Here is a 17,080-nt window from a genome sequence, read left to right on the forward strand (position 1 = left end):
GAAGACAGGAGTAGATGCGAGAGTGAAACCAGGAGAGGTAACAAAGATGAGTATGGGGACAACAAGAAAAAGAATTACTATAGCTGCTGCGACTCTCATGCTGACGATACTTGCTCCAATGTCTGCAATGGCCGCACCGACTGCCATGAATAACAACAGCAATCTTACGTATGAGACAACGAAGAACAACGTGATCGAAAAAGCCAAATTACTGACCGAGACGTACGGGACGACAAGTCTGCAATATGCGCTCATCGATGGTGGAGAGATTGTGGTCTCCGGTCAAACGGGCAAGAATGATATCAACGACAAGGTACCGCTTACTTCGAATACGATCTATGGCATCGGTTCAACCAGTAAAATGATGCTTACAGCCGCTGTAATGAAGCTCGTTGACGAAGGTAAGATCGATTTGGATGTGCCTGTTGTGAACTATATGCCTGACTTTACAATGAAAGATAACCGATACAAACAGATTACACCCCGTATGTTGCTGAATCATTCCTCTGGTCTTCTGGGCACCTCAACCAGCAATGCCACACTGTACGGAGATAATGACACGTATTCACATGATACGTTTTTGGAGCAATTGGCGATTCAACACCTGAAGGCAGATCCCGGCGCATACTCAGTTTACAGCAACGATGGCTTTACGTTAGCCGAGATTCTGGTTGAAAGAGTTAGCGGTATCAGCTATACCGCATATATACACAACTATTTTACGGAGCCTTTGGACATGAACCATACCAAAACACCACAGGATGTGCTTGATCCGGCAGAAATGGCGGGAATCTATTCCCCTTTTTATAAAGGACAACTTCCAAAAGAGAATTATAATGTCCTCGGTACTGGAGGTCTGTATTCCACCGCTGAAGATCTGGTCAAATTTTCACGAATCTTCACGGGAGAAGTTAAGGGTATTCTTTCAAGTAAGTCGGTAAAAGACATGGCACAAGAAGAGTATAAAAGAGGCATGTGGCCTAAGGATAGCGATTCGCTTATGTCTTACGGATTAGGGTGGGATAGCGTGAACTTGTTCCCATTCAACGAATACGGTATTCAGGCCGTTATAAAAGGAGGAGATACGTTATCTTATCATTCTTCATTAGTGGTGCTTCCAGGATATAACATGGCTGCAGCGGTTATCTCTTCAGGCGGAGCAAGCATAACCAATCAATTCATTGCGAGTGAGTTATTACTCAGCGCACTTGAAGATAAGGGCATGATTACAGAACGGATGCCGGAAAAATCATTTGGCGTGCCAGTGAAGGCAAATATGCCTAAGGGAATATCCAAGTATGCAGGTATATATGGTGGCAATAATTCGGTTACGAAGATCAATATAAATACGGCCGGACAAATGACTATATCCTCACTCACAGCTCCGAGTAATCCGGTTCAAAAATACACATATACTGCGGATGGTAATTTTGTTAACGACGAAGGTACAGAAAAGTTAAAATTCGTTGTGGAGAAAAATGGGAGTACCTACCTGTGGTCTCGATCCTATATATCCGTTCCAGGACTCGGACAGCTGGCTTTCTCAGAATATAATGCGGAGAAGCTTACAGCCAATACATTATCCAAGGAGATTAACGCTGCATGGGCAAAGCGCGATGGTAAAAAATATTATCTGGTGAATGAGAAATACACATCAATGCTCTATCTTAATGCTACATCGATCCTGCCTATTCATATGAATAAAGAGAATCCAGGGTATATGTCCAATAATAAGATTATTGGAGCCAACGAAGCAGCCAATCGATTGCAGATTCCTGGTACTGCCGGACGGGATACGATTGACATTCATTTCTCCAAAAAGAACGGAGGAGAGTATCTTACATTTTCAGGTTATGTATACGCCAGTGAGGAAATGGTGAAACCAATCTATTCGGGTAAACAATCCGCAACAACCATCCAAGCAGATGGATATGCCAAATGGTTTTCGGTACCAGCTACTGTGAAAGGAAAAGTCATGACCGTGAAGATGCCTGCAAATGGGGGATTTGCGGTATATGACCAGACAGGTATTTGTATTAATCACAGCGTGGTCAGCGGTAAGAATGAAGTTGTCTTACCAGAAAACGGCCGTATTGTATTTGCAGGTGAGGCTGGCTCCCAATTTGAAATTTTATTAAAAAGTAAATGAAAAAAATATTAATCATTTTGCTCAAAATATTCGGAGCCATAGTTATTGCTTCTGTATTATTTATTGCCACTGTTTTTATTATTAATGTATTTAGCAACAAATCGGAGGAAGGGAAAATAAAACCCTATGGCCAGTTTGTAGCGGTTGACGGGAAAAACATGAATGTGTTGATTCAAGGAAAAGGCGAAGAAACGGTGGTATTGCTTCCCGGATATGGAACACCAGCTCCAGCCCTTGATTTTAAACCGTTAATTGATGAGCTATCTCCCTTATACAAAGTCGTCGTAATTGAGCCTTTCGGTTATGGATTAAGTGACGTAACTGAAAAAGAGCGTACCACTGAAAATATGGTTAGTGAAATTCATGAAGCTTTACAGCAACTTAATATTCATCGGTACACGCTCATGGTTCACTCCATTTCAGGGATTTACGGACTGGATTATGTGAACAAATATCCAAACGAAGTCAGTGCGTTTGTCGGAATTGAAAGCAGCGTTCCAACACAAGGCGGTACGGATGATCCATTCCCGGCAGGAACGTATAAACTGCTTAAAAAATCAGGGTTCTACCGCTTGTTAATGAAGCTGGCCCCTGACCAACTGCTTGCACCCGACGTTGATGATGAAACTAGAGAACAAATTAGAATGCTTTCACTCAAAAATACGTTTAATCCGAACAACCTGAATGAAGGCGAAAATTTTGGTCCTAATTTCAAAGCAGCAGAGAACTTGTCCTTCCCCAAAGAGCTTCCTGTTATTTTCTTTTTACAAGCGAATGATACCGAAACGGAAAATTGGATACCTCTTCATGAGGAGCAAATAAAAAACTCAGTACATGGAAAAGTGATGACATTTGAAGGAGAGCACTATCTGCACTATACCCGCTCCAAAGAAATCGCGGAAAATTTCAGGAGATTTATGAATGAAATAAAATAAAAGATATCAATGAGTACCGAAAAAGACACCTCGTCCATGGATTTGGATGAGGTGTTCTTTTTTATGTCCGTACTATCGAAGCCGATAATCCCCAAATTTGCTCCTTATCAACCGTTCTTCGCTCCTTTGGTTCCGAACTCTTGAATTTTTACATTCACCTTAACTTCAACCGGCATCTCGCTAAATTCTTCATCCCAATCTTCTTTCAGCTTATTCCAAATCCTAGGATTTTCAATTCTGACTTTTGTTCCAAAACCTGCTACATCAACTTTGAGGCTCTTTTGCATTTTGGAAAGTGTCTTCCCAACCGATTCCCTTATGGATGCTTCTGTTGCTTGTTCTGCTCTCTTTATCAATTCTGATTTAAATGCATTTCCGGGATCCACCCAATCTTCCCGTAGCTTTCCTACTGTATGTATCTTCACTTCAAAAGAAATGTGGTTTCCTTTGAATTTAGGTTTGATTTTGCTTTTTATAGTTCGAATTTCATAGACAATAGCTTCCCCACTCATCGGATCTGTACCCTTTACGATTCCGTTTTGCCTCTTTTCTCCTTTCAATATATTCAATCCTGCAACTTCCTCTTCATCTAACCATCCGATCATTTTAGCCAAGCTGCCTTTAATCACAGCTCCCCCTGCAGATTTGACGCCCGCGTCTGTAGTTTCTACCCCAGGAACAATGAAGCTCGTCTTTCCCGTCAGTTTTTCCGATATATCGCCTAATTTCGATTCGCTCGGCATGGTCAAGGAGGTTTTGTAATTATCCGATAATGCTCTTAATAACAAAGAAGGGTTCGTGGAGATCCCACGCTTTTCAAATATATCCTTGGCGTTCCCTTCATCTATTACTACACGAATGGAGCGTCTAGTGTCCGTATTGCGTAATACAAAATTGGTAATCCGTTTTAAATCGATATCTCTTGCTAACGCCTGGCTAATTACAATGATCCTCAAATGTTCATAAGAGGGAGGGCGGTCAGCCCGTGTCGACATTTCACGAATGTTTTTTAAAACAGTATCTCCTTCGCTAACGAGATTGATGTAATCCTTTTGCGAAGTTCCAGTATCGCTAGCGGCAAATTGTTTCGGAACGGCAAACTGATGAAGCATGGAAATCGATTGATGATTGCTTTCCTTTTCATCCGATTGATCAAGTCCGATGCCAAGCACAATCCCGACTTCTTCAATCTCCTTTCGATCCCAACAACCTGTAAGGAAAACCAGTAAAAGGAGAAGTGTATAGATATAGAGGGTCTTATCCGTTCTCAAGGCCAATCCTCCTTAGCTTGGCGATAACCCATAAGCACGGCACCATGATTGCGGTAATGAACAGAACTGTTTTCCCAAGAAAATCACCAACAGCAAATACGCTATTTAAATCGCTAGGAAACATCGCAACGAGATAAATAACCGGTAAACTGGCATATGTGAATGCCCGATGCTTCTTCCGAAAAATCTGACCCAGCCCGAGAGACCCTGCATACTGATACAGGACAAATGACGTATACATCGAGATTACCCAAAGAACAGAGAACAAAGATTCATACCTTTCGAAGAACCCACCCGGTAGTTCAATGTTCATCGCTACAGACATTGTTGGCCACGTTAAAGTTTTCACTTCATCAACGGTTAATGTAGCTATGGCAATCACTACGACCAAAGTATACAAGGGAATAACCAGCGCAATACCACCAAGTACCGTTTTCATCGCTTTACGCGGTTCTTTCATCAAAGCGGTGAAAATAAGCATAATTTCGAAACCGGCGAACGAAAAGATAGAAGGTTTGATTCCTTTCAATACAGGCGTCATTCCTTCCCCTAGCACCGGACGAATGTTGACTAATTCGACGTCTTTCAGGCTGAATATTATTAACACCAGTAAAAATATAATAACCAATGGAAGAAATAGCTCGGTTAGACGCGCAATTGGATTTATTCCCCCTACTGTGAGATAAGTTCCCAAACTCAAAAAAACAATCATTATTACCTCTATTGGGGTTTTATCTAATAAATACATGTGGATCACTTCTCCCATAAAACGGAGGGAATAGCCTGATCCAATAATATAATAGAGGCTTAGGAAGATCGCGAGAGCTTTGCCCAGTAGCTTTCCTGCGACCCTTTGACTATATTGATAAATAGTTTGACCGGGAAATCGCTGACTTAATTTTACAATCATATATCCGGCCAGCATCGCGAGTAAGCCGCTTAAGACCACGGAGATCCAACCGTCGGGGGTTCCAACTTCCTGGGATATTCCTCGTGGTAAGACGATAATTCCTGTTCCGATCATACTCTTGGATACAATCATGAAGGTTTGTGAAGCCGTTATTTGATCCTTTTGATCTGCATCCATAACTGTTCTATCCCCTTATTCCGCTATTGGCGAGTGCGGTCCTGTGCTTTGTTCATTTCCGGGCGCCGTTTCAGGATTCTGGTGGGCAATCTTATGAAGGAATCTTTCCAATCCTTAGGAAGGAGGGGGGTGAATGGAGACATATAATACACTCCAAAGCTATTTAGTTTAACAAGATGAACCGTAATAAGGATATAAAATAATATAATCCCATATAAGCCCAAGACTGCAGCCGAAATCATCATTGCAAATCGAAGGATCCGGACCGCAATCCCAGCTCCATACTGCGGAAAAGCAAAAGAAGAAATTGCAGTCAAAGCAACCACAATAACCATAATAGGACTCACGATGGCTGCCTGTACGGCAGCTTGACCAATAACTAACCCTCCTACGATACCAACGGCCTGTCCAATAGGCTTTGGCAAGCGAAGTCCTGCTTCTCGGAGGAGTTCTAGCGTAACTTCCATAATTAACGCTTCTATAATCGAGGGAAAAGGAACTCCTTCTCTTCCAGCGGCGATGGAGATAACTAGTTTCGCAGGAATGAGCCCGTGATTATAGGAAATTAGTGCAATATAGAGCGCTGGCAGAAATAAGGCAATAAATGCGGCACCAGTTCGCAAAATGCGGATTAATGAAGCCGGAAGCCATCGTTCATAGTAATCTTCGGGTGAAGTCATCAATATGTTAAATGTGACAGGAACAATCAATGCAAAGGGTGTCCCATCTGTCATCAAGACAACACGTCCCTGCATTAAAGCACTTACCACCCGATCGGGTCGTTCCGTATTTTGAGCCTGCGGAAATGGAGAAAGAACATTATCTTCGATCAGCTGTTCAATTTCTCCCGATTCCAGAATCACATCAATATCGATTCTCTCGACACGTTCCTGTACTTCCTTTACTAATTCGGGGTTGGTTAATCCTCTTATATACATTAGGGACAGGTTCGTTCTTGAACGGCGCCCGACAGTATAGTTGATGATCGTGAAGCCAGGGTCCTTGATGCGTCGACGAAGCAGAACTGTACTGCTACGAAGGTTCTCAACAAAACCATCCCTTGGTCCGCGTACGACTGCCTCGGTAAGAGGTTCTTCTATGGCTCTTTCTTTCCCTTCGGTTAGACCCAGGATAAAGACATTAGCAGTACCCTCCATGAATAATGCGGCGTTTCCAGATAATACTTCATGTACGCAATCGTCAAGGCTGAGAACTTCCTTAACTTCTGCACAACAAACAACAGAATCCATGATGCTGTTGTTCAATGCATTCACATTGATGTTTTGTGGATTAAGTATTCCTTGATCCTGCATCAACGGTTTAATTACCTGTTCAACTAAAGCCATCTTATCCACCAAACCATCAACATAAACAACAGCCGCATTCCACTTTAATGGACCAGCTTTAAACTGACGAAATAAAACATCTGAGTTATGCCCGATTATTTCTTTCATCGCCTGCAAATTATGATTCAGTTCAGCTGTAAACGGAATGGATGATGGTTGAGATATTTCTTGCTTTATGAAACTTTTTTGGGCCTTCTCTTTTGGATTAATGCCCAACCAGCGGGAATTCCCCCTACTTCCTCTTTCCAACCAATGAAATACTCTTGATACTCCAAATGGAAAAGCGAAGGAGAAAAAAGCGCCTAACCAGATGTCCGGTTTAATAAGATAAGCCATGACCTTATACAGCATGATGATGGTCTCACCCTTTCATGGGAATCAAGAAATTCCATTCTTGCTAAATTAGCATACCCATTCTTACTATTTTAATTCGGTTGCTTATTCGTTAAGAGCTCGCGATTTGTTAAGCATTCTTTCCTTCATTTAATAAACGCTTTAGCAAACGAAGTCCTTCATTCAACTCAGTGATATCGTTGGGAGAAGTCAGCGAAATTCGGACGAACTGACTGGACTCGTCCTTTTTAGTAGAGAAACGGTCGGAGTGATACACCCGAATGCCATGTGCCAATGCGCTCTCTTCAAACTGCCGCTGCCCGTGATGCCCGGATAACGGAAGCCATCTAAAAAAGCTGAATGGATTTTCATGCGGATTGCGGATTTGGAAATATTGTTGATATAGGTTGTTGCGTTCTTTTGCAATAGCGATCTTCTCCTTAACAATCCTTTCTGCGTTTCCCGTATGAATTAATTCAGTAATAACTTCAGCATTTAAGGCAGACGTTTTGATGTTCATGTTGAAAATCGCGTACGTCAGTTTCTCTTTAAAAGAGTTAGCGTACGCTAGAAAAGCCACACGTATCCCGGAGCTGAGCGACTTGGCTATGCTTGAAATGTAGAGAAAATTGTCCGGTACCCAGTGAGAAACAGGCAAATAGTGAGGGGCAAGGAACGCATAGATGTCATCTTCTATGAGTAAAAGATTGTTTCTTTTTATCACATTTGCGATTTCTTGTCTGCGCTTCGTATCCATCATGACGGCTGTGGGGTTGTTGCATGATGGGACTAGATAGATGCCACGAATTGTATTCATTCCACAGGCCGTTTCCAGGCGATCCGGCAGCATCCCCCAATCATCTCCTTCAATCGGAACAAGCTGAATGTTCAATATATTCGCCAGCTCGATAAAATTCGGATAAGTATACCTGTCTACGGCTATTTTATCTCCAGGATGAAACAAAGACGCCAAAATCAGCGTCAGTGCATTCTGACCTCCAGATGTGATGGCAATGTTGTCTACATGAACGTCCAGCGAAAAATTCTGTATCCATTTCCTAGCAGCCATTCTGTGATAAGGCATACCCAGCGGATGACTGTAATCCAGCAGGTTCTGCAAGTAGTCTTTTCCGGCAATACTTCTAATGGTATCTGCAACCATCGTGTTTGAGCTGTCCAGCGGTTTAATGATTCCCATTTCGATATACTGGTTATGTTCTAAATGCTCTTCCAGAAAAATAGCGTTACGAACATTGGGAGTAACAAACGTACCTCTGCCTATCACTGCATAAATCAGCCCTTTAACTTCACATATCTTAAAAGCACGCGTAATGGTACTCAGATTCACATCCAGATAATCCGCTAGTTCCCGTTGAGGCGGCAGCTTGGTATCCGGTGCCAGAAAGCCATTGATAATGTCATACTCAAGCAGAGTGGCAATCGAACGGTAAATAGGGGGCACAAGCTTCTTACGCTCCGGCGTCCAGCTCATCGGGTAATTTTCAAATGAATTTATCGGCATAACATCCTCCAAAGATTGTATTGCATACAATAATACCATTGAAGCCATACAATTTACAGTGTACAGTAATTCATATCAATAACTCATGATCAGGGGGAATACAGATGAAATACTATGTAGTAGATGCATTTGCAGAGAAGGTTTTTGAGGGGAATCCTGCCGGTGTATGCATTATGGAGCAATGGATATCCGATGAATTAATGCAGCAAATTGCTTCAGAAAATAACCTTTCCGAAACAGCTTTCGCCGTCAAAGAAGAAGATCACTATCGTCTAAGATGGTTTACACCTGCTGAAGAAATTGAACTTTGTGGTCATGCCACTCTGGCTACCGCTTTTGTTATCGCCAACTACTATGAACCTGATGTTGAACAATTTACTTTTCACAGTTTAGGTGGGGAATTGACGGTCATTAAAAAGAATGAATTGTATGAGATGGATTTCCCAAGCCGGATGCCGGAACCGTTCACATTCACTCCTGATATGGTAGAGGCTCTTGGTGTAACCCCTCTCGAGACCTATCTGAGCAGAGACCTGATGTTCGTATTGGAGACTGAAGATCAGGTTCGAAACCTGAAACCGGACTTCTCCAAATTGAAAAATTTACCAGATGGATTAGGAGCAACGGTAACCGCTAAAAGCACTCAATATGATTTTGCGTCCAGGAGCTTTTTCCCAAAATTGAATGTGAATGAAGATCCTGTATGCGGTTCAGCACACTGTAACCTTATCCCATACTGGGTAGAACGCTTGGGTAAGCAGAATATGGTAGCAAGACAGCGGTCCAAGCGTGGGGGTACCCTTTACTGCCAGCTGCAAAAAGACCGTGTGAAAATCAGCGGAACGGCTGTTCTTTACTCCATAGCTGAACTGCAAATCGATTAACCCTCTTGAGAATATATGAGCAATCCAATATAAAAAAAGGCCTTATCCTACTGTTTGCCGCAACTCTATTCATTTGCATGGAACTTTTTCTTTTTTTAGGTCACTATGTAAAAAGCCTTGAATCCATCCTTAGTAACAAATCATTTGTTAACCTCTTTCATAGCGAATCAAGGAAATCATTGCCCATATTCCCAAAATGGGACCGATGGAAAGTGCTGAAAATGCCCATTTCCACCCTACTATGTTCACTAGGACAGGAATGAAGTATATCGAAATGATGGTAACTGCAAACCCAATAGCCATTTGAAACGTTAAACTCGTTCCCAGGTTCTCTAGCTTTGAAAACTCTGCAACTATAGCTGAAAATTGGGCAGAATCTGCAATAATCGCAATACCCCAAATGGAGGCAACGCTAACGGTTATCCCAATTGGAGCGTTGAATGTAAAGCCAATCGTTAGGGAACAAAGTGAACTAATCACCAATGCGAGTATGGAGAGCCGCTCTTTTCCTATTTTTTCAGAAACCCATCCTCCAACTACAGAACCGATAGCTCCCGAAAGTCCAATGGTTAAAAAGGCAAACAAGGTGCTCGTTTCTTGCAAATCTGACCCTTCCAAAAATGTTTTAAAACTAGCTGTTAAAAAGTAAGGAAGCCACGTCCACATCGCGTATAATTCCCACATGTGACCGAAGTATCCGTAGTTGGCTAACATAACAGGGCGATTTTGTAATATTGGTTGGAGTGAGTTCATGGTAACAGCAACCGTTTTCTTGGCTGAATCAGGAGCCTTAGGCAGTATCCAAGTCATAATTGCGGCTGCAAGCAGAGCCAAAAGAGAGCTCATGAGAATTAATATTTTCCAGTTCACATTTGGAATCAGTAGAATCATTAGATGAGGCGATGATGAACCTAATGTAAGAGCAGCAATCAATATCCCAATCCCGACTTCTCTTCGATCTGGAAACCATGTAGATAATAACTTCACGGCTATAGGATAAATACTAGCTATCGCTATACCAGTAAAGAAACGCAAAATCAATCCCGTGATAGTTCCTGAGCTGAGTGAAAACAAACCATTTACAATGGCCCCAAATACAGAAGCAATTGCAAAGATGTGTCTTGGATCGAAACGATCCGAAATACCCGACAAGGCTATGACCACTGCCCCGATAATAAATCCGATCTGTACAGATGTGGTCATCCAAGAGCCTGCAACAGCATCCATCCCCCATTCCTTTTCCAATTGAGGAAGTACTGCTGAAGCACTAAACCAAAGGCTTAAAGCAAACAATTCGGCCAGAGCAATCCAAAAGAGCGCAATCCATTTGTAACGACTTATATGATTACTATTTCTGGAGCTTGAGCTAGATCCCGACATAACCCTTTCCACCCTTTAATCCTATTTTGAAAAACAGAGATTTGCATAATCTCTACGAAAAACAAGCGGCAGAATCTCTATTGAGATATCTGCCGCCGTCATCTAGGAATTAGAACCTGTCATGTAGCCTGAAGCACAATAAGGTATTACTCCCGCCAATTCATCAGGTCCGTGTGTTATATTCCTCAACTGCACGTTGCAGGAATTGTTCAATCTCTTCCCGCGATTTACGTAATTTGTTGACATAGCGGGTAAGCTCACTGCCGTCAGCGTAGGCAACAAAGCTTGGAATACCCAAGATGTTTTGTTCTTCACTCACTGTGCCTACATGGTCTACATCCACCTCGATGAGATTCAGATCCTTTGCGAATTCCCCTTCAACATCTGGCATGAATGGATCAATGAACTTGCAGTCCCCACACCAGTCTGCTTTAAACACAGCAACCGTGAGTTTTGGGGAGTTAATCGCTGTATCAAATTCTGACTTCGATGAAACTTTTCTCATATTAGCAGCTCCTTTCGCATGAACCGATCGAATTTACCATACCAATCGGTGCTCTTCAATATAGTTGGTGGTCAGATCATCTCCAGAATCAATCGACACCTTACCCTCGGTACCTACGGGAACCCCTGCTTTTACAAGCAGTTGACCAATATGGCAGTCTTTTTCAGCTTGTAGAATCAAGGCTTCTGCCATAGTGACATCCTCATTTGATGCTCCCGAGTTCAAAACAACATGAGGGCGATGTGTGATACTCAGTTGATCCCCTTTGGCTATGTTCCCCTCAGTATCCATGAAGAATCCGGCAACGGGCACTTTTTTGCGATCTAGCATGTACGCCAGTGTCATAGTATAACAAGCAACGGCAGAGGACATGAGGAGTTGTTGCGGTTCAGCCCCTTCACCACTTCCCCCTTTAGGAACAGGGATGGCAATTTGCGTTTGCAAGTTGTCACTTTTTATACGTCCATCGCCTTTTGCATCTTTGTACCAAACTGTATTCATATTAATTTTTTGATCTGCCATTCGAATCTACTCCCTATAATAATTTATTTATTCATTTAACTATTAATAGTGGTTCCAAAGAATCGATGAACTTCTCGCTGTCCATGGCTGCCATGGCTCCACTCCCAGCTGCAGTAATCGCTTGACGATAACGCGTATCCTGTACATCTCCACAAGCAAACACACCTGAGATATTTGTCATGGAAGTGCCGGGTTCTGTAACTATATAGCCGTTTTCATCCGTTTCAATTTGTTTATTCAAAAATCCGGTATTAGGATGATGGCCGATAGCTACAAACACACCATTTGCAGCTAGGATTTCCTCTTCACCTGAGACATTGTTTAGGACCTTCAATCCAGTCACTCCACTTTGTCCGGCAACCACTTCAAGAGGGGTCTTGTTTAAAGCCCACTCAATTTTAGGGTTTGAACGAGCGCGGTCTTGCATAATTTTTGAGGCTCTTAGTTCTTCTCGACGATGCACTAGAGTTACTTTGGAAGCAAATCGCGTTAGAAAGTTTGCTTCTTCCAATGCAGTATCGCCTCCACCCACTACAATGAGTTCCTTATTCCGAAAGAAAAATCCGTCACAAGTGGCACAAGTACTAACTCCCCGGCCTACGTTTTCTGCTTCACCCGGTATTCCTAAATATTTCGCGCTGGCACCCGTTGAAATGATCAGAGTTTCAGTAACAATTTCACCTTTGCCCTCCACTTGGAGTTTAAACGGACGGTTTTTCAAATCCACTTCATTAACCCAACCCGTAAAAAATGTTGCCCCAAAACGCTCCGCTTGTTTCCGCATGTTATCCATTAGCTCAGGACCCATTATGCCTTCTGGGAATCCAGGGTAATTTTCAATTTCAGTTGTTGTTGTTAACTGTCCGCCAGGTTCGGGTCCCTCAATAACGAGTGGACTCATATTCGCTCTGGCCAGGTAGATCGCAGCGGTCAGTCCGGCTGGACCTGTGCCAACAATTACAGATTTGTACATGCTCTATCCCTCCAATGTTGATGGAACAGTCGTTTATATGAACTGTGTCCGTTAATTTGTTTACTATTCAATTGATTAATTGAATTATAGCATTTGAATTCTTATTCGTCAACACGGGGGATACAGCTTGCTCATACACCTACATTGAACTGCTCCATTGTTACTCTTTGGATCGTTAAAAGAAACCGACAGAGCAAAATCGCAGTGTCGGCTTTTCTTGATCGTCCATTTTTAGTTCGAGTTCATATTTCTTAGAGAGTACTATAAATCCGAACTTCGGGGTCAGCTTGCAGCAGATCTTTAAGTCCAGCTACAACATCCTTATTGAACAAATCACTTTCCAGGTAGGCTTTGGCGTCTGCTTCACTACGGAAGCCGTGCAGAACTTGAACATCTTCGTCACGTACTAGTAGTTCCTTTGACACAGCACCAGTAATACCTGAAAGGAAAGGCTCCTTATATGCCATATAAACATTTGCTGCTGCCTCGCGTTCTGGTACATTCACTTTCAATGTAATTTGAAGATAAGCTTTTTGCATAGGACTCGTACCTCCAGTTATTTTGTAGGTTTGATCAATCATTAAAATCTAATAATCAATCGAACAATTGAATTATATTTTATTGCCCTCTATTCGTCAAGTCGATATCAGATACTTTTATAGAACAAGATCACTGTGTTCACACTTTCGAAATGGGTGTATTCCTATAAACTTTGTCAAATTACATTTTTTTCACTTGACTACAATCGGCTACATGTTAAAATTCTAATATTCAATTGATTGACCAAACGCTCGGAAAAATAAATAGCAGAACATCTATACAATACGAAGAGAAACGAGGTTGATAATGATGGAAGATATGCTAAACTCTGCGAAGGTTTTTAAGGAAGATCTCTATAAACAATTAGCCAGAATCGGAAAATGTTTGTCCAGTGACAAGCGTCTTGAGATCTTGAATGTGCTATCACAGGGTTCTAAAACAGTAGAAAAATTAGCGGCTTGCACAGAGATGAATATTGCGAACGTATCCCGCCATCTTCAAGTTCTGCTTGATGCCAAATTGGTTAAGTTCACGAAAAAAGGGACTTACGTGATCTATTCGTTGGCCGATCCAGAAATCATAGAATTTCTTTCGTCTTTATGGCGAATCAGCGAAAAGCAACTCCCGGACATCGGCAGGATGAAGGATGACTTCTTGAATAACCTTAATGATGTTCAAACCCTTACGATGGATGAGGTTATGCAGAAGCTAAATAACGATTCCATACTTCTGGTGGATTTACGTCCCAAAGAAGAGTATGAGATGGAGCATATTGCGGGAGCCATTTCGATGCCGATGGAAGAGTTAGAGGGATTAATGCAGGAATTACCCAAAGACGCAGAGATTATCGCGTATTGCAGAGGCCCGCTATGTGTATACTCAGCCTTGGCAGCACAAAAATTACATTCTGAGGGGTTCAAGGCATATCGCATGGATGAGGGTCTAAATGAGTGGCAGGAGCATTTTCAGTTGCATTAAACTAAGAAAACTTACGGGTTGCAGGATTAGTCTTTTCAATTCGAAACCCACAAATAAGACTTCGGGGCTGCTGCTACATGGCTCTGAAGTCTTTTTTGGTAAGTATAAAAAGGGGGTGTCCCATAAGCCATGAAATGGCTACTTGGGACATCCCTTGTTTTTGGAGTCGGACAAACGTTGTGCTCCGTGAGGACGCTCCGCGAACGGACCGTTGTTCCAATCGCTCTTGTGTCCAGATTTTTTTTATTCCCCTTAGCGGTGAAAATCCGGACACAAAGGCGAACGCTATCGCTTTTCCACAATCGTTCCGTCCTCTCCGCTGTTTAAGCGGGAAACATACTACAATATTTATAAAAAACGCAAAAAAGAAACCACTCTTTTGGTAAAATGGAAGTGCGACCAACCATTTCAAAGGAGGGTTTCTTTTGTACATTCAATATACCATGGACCCACTTTGCTTGCCAATGGATTTAGAAGAAGATATCCCACCAAATCACCTCGTTCGTGTCGTGAACGCCGCCGTAAATCGACTCGACGACGCCCTCTTTGACGCGGCCTACCCTGGCGGTGGCCGCGACAGCTACCATCCTAAAATGCTGACCAAAGTCATTATCTATGCCTATACGCAGCGAATCTATTCCTCCCGGCAAATCGCCAAAGCGGTCCGAGAAAACATTCCCTTCATGTGGCTGGCTGGACGTCAACGTCCGAATTTCCGCACGCTCAATCGCTTTCGTTCTGAGCGGATGAAGGACGTCCTTGAAAGGGTATTTACCGCCGTGCTTCAATTTCTTGCGGACGAAAAATACATTTCCCTAGAGCATTACTTCGTGGATGGCACCAAGATCGAGGCCAACGCGAATCGTTACACCTTTGTGTGGGGCAAAGCGGTGAGTAAGCATAAGGCCAAACTCCAAGAAAAGGTACATGCTTTGTTTGTCGACATTGAGGCCGCAGAGAAACGAGAAGAACAGGAACACCGTGGCCAGGACCTGAACGAACTCGGCGAGTCCGCCGAGATTGACAGTGCGAAACTGGAACAAATGACTCAGGCGCTGGAGTCGCAACTGCTGGAGAAGCCCAAGGACAAGCCACTGAAAAAAGCGGTTCGGAAGCTTCGTAAGGATCTGTTGCCGAGACTGCTGAACTATGAGCAATACCAAAACCTGCTCGGGGACCGAAACAGCTTCAGTAAGACGGACCCGGATGCCACCTTCATGCGGATGAAGGAAGATCATATGCGAAACGGTCAACTTAAACCCGGCTACAACGTACAGATCGGAACGGAAAACCAGTTTATTTTGGCGTACAGTCTACACCAAAGACCGACGGATACCCGCTGTTTACAGCCGCACGTGGAAAAGGCACGGCAGATCCTGGGGAGACTTCCTAGGGCGGTGATTGCGGATGCAGGCTACGGTAGTGAAGAAAACTACGCCTATCTGGAAAAGGAAGCGATTCAGGCGGTAGTGAAATACGGAAGCTACCATAAAGAAAAGAGTAAAGCTTGGAAAGAGAATGTCGGAAAGATTGAGAATTGGACATACAACAAAGCCGAGGATACATGGACGTGCCCAGCTGGACAAACGCTGCATTTCCGCAAAGAAAGCAAGGAAACGCTGGGGAGTGGATATGAAATTCGAAAACGTCATTACCGTAGCCAGAGCTGCGAGGGCTGCCCACTGAAGGAACAATGTACGAAAGCCGAAGGAAATCGAGAAGTGGTCGTCAGTTTGGAACGATTGCGGTACCAGAGTCAGGCTCGGGAGATTCTACGGAGTGAAGAAGGTTATGCCTTGGCCGTCCGCCGAATGACAGAACCAGAAAGCGTGTTTGGACAACTGAAGAACAACCGGGGCTTCCGGAGGTTTCTGCTTCGCGGCATGGAAAAAGTGACGCTTGAAGTCGGGTGGCTTTCCCTTGCTCATAATCTGCTGAAGCAAGCTGCCAATGACCAAAAACACAGATCAGCGATCCTCCAATAACGGGAGAATCGCTGCTTTGCTCACTTTTTGAGGTCTTAAGAATGAAGAAAGCTGTCTAAGTCATAGAAAATCCACTTATGGGACAGCCCCTAACAGCGTAACCAGGTTGAATATTCATTTAGAGTAGATTAACCGGGGTTAGAATCGCCATATAATTAGTAACGAGTGAGTCGTAATACCCAATATCACCAGAAGATCTAGATAATAACTGCGCACCTTGAACAAAAGCTACAATTGTTTTTGCCTGTTCCATTGCACTCATAGAAAAAGTGAATTCCCCTGATTTTTTCCCTTGATCTAACACATGTTCCAGCCAGACTGCGTTTGCGTCAAAAAACATATTCAGTTCCTCACGGATTTCCGGTGGGAATGAATTCAACTCTGCTGCCATCATTGAGCATAGACAAAGCTTGGTGTTATTCTCCAGCGTATCACGGTATAGACCAAAAAAAAGCTGAATATTTTGCAAACAACTATGTGGCTGATCGCTGATATGCTGTAGCTTATCCATAAACTCTTTGCGATATCGGAGAAGGACGGCTTGTACCAGATCTTGTTTGGAAGGAAAGTGATAATGTATGCTTGCTTTGCGAATACCTATAGCTTCCGCGATATCAGCATAGCTAAAACCGTTATATCCACGTTCCTGGACTAATGTAAGCCCTATATC

Annotated in this window: 15 protein-coding genes; 5 read left to right on the forward strand and 10 right to left on the reverse strand. The window is 43.0% G+C overall.

All coding sequences use genetic code 11. The features are described 5' to 3' along the window. Positions 1-52 precede the first annotated feature (52 nt). Complete coding sequence (locus A3842_RS19170; protein WP_074102410.1) at positions 53-2,149, forward strand: serine hydrolase domain-containing protein; 2,097 nt, start codon at positions 53-55, stop codon at positions 2,147-2,149. Continuing rightward, complete coding sequence (locus tag A3842_RS19175) at positions 2,146-3,084, forward strand: alpha/beta hydrolase (protein WP_074102395.1); 939 nt, start codon at positions 2,146-2,148, stop codon at positions 3,082-3,084. Before A3842_RS19170 ends, A3842_RS19175 begins: the two co-directional genes overlap by 4 nt. Positions 3,085-3,191: 107 nt before the next feature. On the opposite strand, the gene A3842_RS19180 is transcribed toward A3842_RS19175, so the two are convergent. The 4 genes from A3842_RS19180 to A3842_RS19195 all read right to left on the reverse strand — a co-directional run bounded on the left by A3842_RS19180 (position 3,192) and on the right by A3842_RS19195 (position 8,643). Beyond that, complete coding sequence (locus A3842_RS19180) at positions 3,192-4,355, reverse strand: Ger(x)C family spore germination protein (protein ID WP_178382378.1); 1,164 nt, start codon at positions 4,353-4,355, stop codon at positions 3,192-3,194. After that, a complete protein-coding gene (locus A3842_RS19185) occupies positions 4,342-5,442 on the reverse strand; it encodes a GerAB/ArcD/ProY family transporter (protein ID WP_074102397.1) in 1,101 nt (366 codons plus the stop codon). The genes A3842_RS19180 and A3842_RS19185 overlap by 14 nt, the downstream gene beginning before the upstream one ends. Positions 5,443-5,465: 23 nt before the next feature. Beyond that, positions 5,466-7,139 carry a spore germination protein gene (locus A3842_RS19190; RefSeq protein ID WP_083609649.1) on the reverse strand — a complete coding sequence of 558 codons (1,674 nt, stop codon included), beginning with the start codon at positions 7,137-7,139 and terminating at the stop codon, positions 5,466-5,468. A 112-nt stretch (positions 7,140-7,251) separates the two neighbouring features. After that, positions 7,252-8,643, reverse strand: coding sequence for an aminotransferase-like domain-containing protein (locus A3842_RS19195; RefSeq protein WP_074102398.1), 1,392 nt, complete (start codon positions 8,641-8,643; stop codon positions 7,252-7,254). 104 nt (positions 8,644-8,747) lie between these two features. Between A3842_RS19195 and A3842_RS19200 the strand changes: the two genes are divergently transcribed. After that, positions 8,748-9,527: a PhzF family phenazine biosynthesis protein gene (locus A3842_RS19200; protein WP_074102399.1), complete on the forward strand. Its 780-nt coding sequence runs from the start codon at positions 8,748-8,750 to the stop codon at positions 9,525-9,527. 147 nt (positions 9,528-9,674) lie between these two features. Here A3842_RS19200 and A3842_RS19205 read toward each other — a convergent pair whose 3' ends face one another. The 5 genes from A3842_RS19205 to A3842_RS19225 all read right to left on the reverse strand — a co-directional run bounded on the left by A3842_RS19205 (position 9,675) and on the right by A3842_RS19225 (position 13,446). Further along, positions 9,675-10,907, reverse strand: a complete 1,233-nt coding sequence (locus tag A3842_RS19205; RefSeq protein WP_074102400.1) for an MFS transporter — start codon at positions 10,905-10,907, stop codon at positions 9,675-9,677. 163 nt (positions 10,908-11,070) lie between these two features. Further along, entirely contained in the window at positions 11,071-11,412 is a 342-nt protein-coding gene (locus tag A3842_RS19210) for a thioredoxin family protein (protein ID WP_074102401.1), read from the reverse strand. Positions 11,413-11,445: 33 nt separating this feature from the next. Next, positions 11,446-11,934, reverse strand: a complete 489-nt coding sequence (locus A3842_RS19215; RefSeq protein WP_074102402.1) for an OsmC family protein — start codon at positions 11,932-11,934, stop codon at positions 11,446-11,448. Positions 11,935-11,965: 31 nt separating this feature from the next. Beyond that, a complete protein-coding gene (trxB, locus tag A3842_RS19220; protein ID WP_074102403.1) occupies positions 11,966-12,907 on the reverse strand; it encodes a thioredoxin-disulfide reductase in 942 nt (313 codons plus the stop codon). 251 nt (positions 12,908-13,158) lie between these two features. Next, complete coding sequence (locus A3842_RS19225; RefSeq protein WP_074102404.1) at positions 13,159-13,446, reverse strand: hypothetical protein; 288 nt, start codon at positions 13,444-13,446, stop codon at positions 13,159-13,161. Positions 13,447-13,756: 310 nt separating this feature from the next. On the opposite strand from A3842_RS19225, the gene A3842_RS19230 reads away from it, so the two are divergent. Both A3842_RS19230 and A3842_RS19235 read left to right on the forward strand, forming a co-directional pair. Continuing rightward, positions 13,757-14,425, forward strand: a complete 669-nt coding sequence (locus tag A3842_RS19230; protein WP_060864122.1) for an ArsR/SmtB family transcription factor — start codon at positions 13,757-13,759, stop codon at positions 14,423-14,425. 425 nt (positions 14,426-14,850) lie between these two features. Continuing rightward, positions 14,851-16,410: an IS1182 family transposase gene (locus A3842_RS19235; RefSeq protein WP_074102405.1), complete on the forward strand. Its 1,560-nt coding sequence runs from the start codon at positions 14,851-14,853 to the stop codon at positions 16,408-16,410. A 118-nt stretch (positions 16,411-16,528) separates the two neighbouring features. On the opposite strand, the gene A3842_RS19240 is transcribed toward A3842_RS19235, so the two are convergent. Then, on the reverse strand, positions 16,529-17,080 hold a 552-nt coding region (locus A3842_RS19240), incomplete at its 5' end, for a TetR/AcrR family transcriptional regulator (RefSeq protein ID WP_074102406.1).

Origin of the sequence: Paenibacillus sp. P3E (assembly GCF_001909045.1) — a bacterium.
Lineage (GTDB): Bacteria > Bacillota > Bacilli > Paenibacillales > Paenibacillaceae > Paenibacillus_AQ > Paenibacillus_AQ helianthi.

Coding starts and splice junctions, on each gene's coding strand:
- A3842_RS19200 (WP_074102399.1), top strand. CDS start 8,748: ATGAAATACTATGTAGTAGATGCATTTGCAGAGAAGGTTTTTGAGGGG.
- A3842_RS19170 (WP_074102410.1), top strand. CDS start 53: ATGGGGACAACAAGAAAAAGAATTACTATAGCTGCTGCGACTCTCATG.
- A3842_RS19195 (WP_074102398.1), bottom strand. CDS start 8,643: ATGCCGATAAATTCATTTGAAAATTACCCGATGAGCTGGACGCCGGAG.
- A3842_RS19175 (WP_074102395.1), top strand. CDS start 2,146: ATGAAAAAAATATTAATCATTTTGCTCAAAATATTCGGAGCCATAGTT.
- A3842_RS19225 (WP_074102404.1), bottom strand. CDS start 13,446: ATGCAAAAAGCTTATCTTCAAATTACATTGAAAGTGAATGTACCAGAA.
- A3842_RS19210 (WP_074102401.1), bottom strand. CDS start 11,412: ATGAGAAAAGTTTCATCGAAGTCAGAATTTGATACAGCGATTAACTCC.
- trxB (WP_074102403.1), bottom strand. CDS start 12,907: ATGTACAAATCTGTAATTGTTGGCACAGGTCCAGCCGGACTGACCGCT.
- A3842_RS19230 (WP_060864122.1), top strand. CDS start 13,757: ATGGAAGATATGCTAAACTCTGCGAAGGTTTTTAAGGAAGATCTCTAT.
- A3842_RS19185 (WP_074102397.1), bottom strand. CDS start 5,442: ATGGATGCAGATCAAAAGGATCAAATAACGGCTTCACAAACCTTCATG.
- A3842_RS19205 (WP_074102400.1), bottom strand. CDS start 10,907: ATGTCGGGATCTAGCTCAAGCTCCAGAAATAGTAATCATATAAGTCGT.
- A3842_RS19190 (WP_083609649.1), bottom strand. CDS start 7,139: ATGCTGTATAAGGTCATGGCTTATCTTATTAAACCGGACATCTGGTTA.
- A3842_RS19215 (WP_074102402.1), bottom strand. CDS start 11,934: ATGGCAGATCAAAAAATTAATATGAATACAGTTTGGTACAAAGATGCA.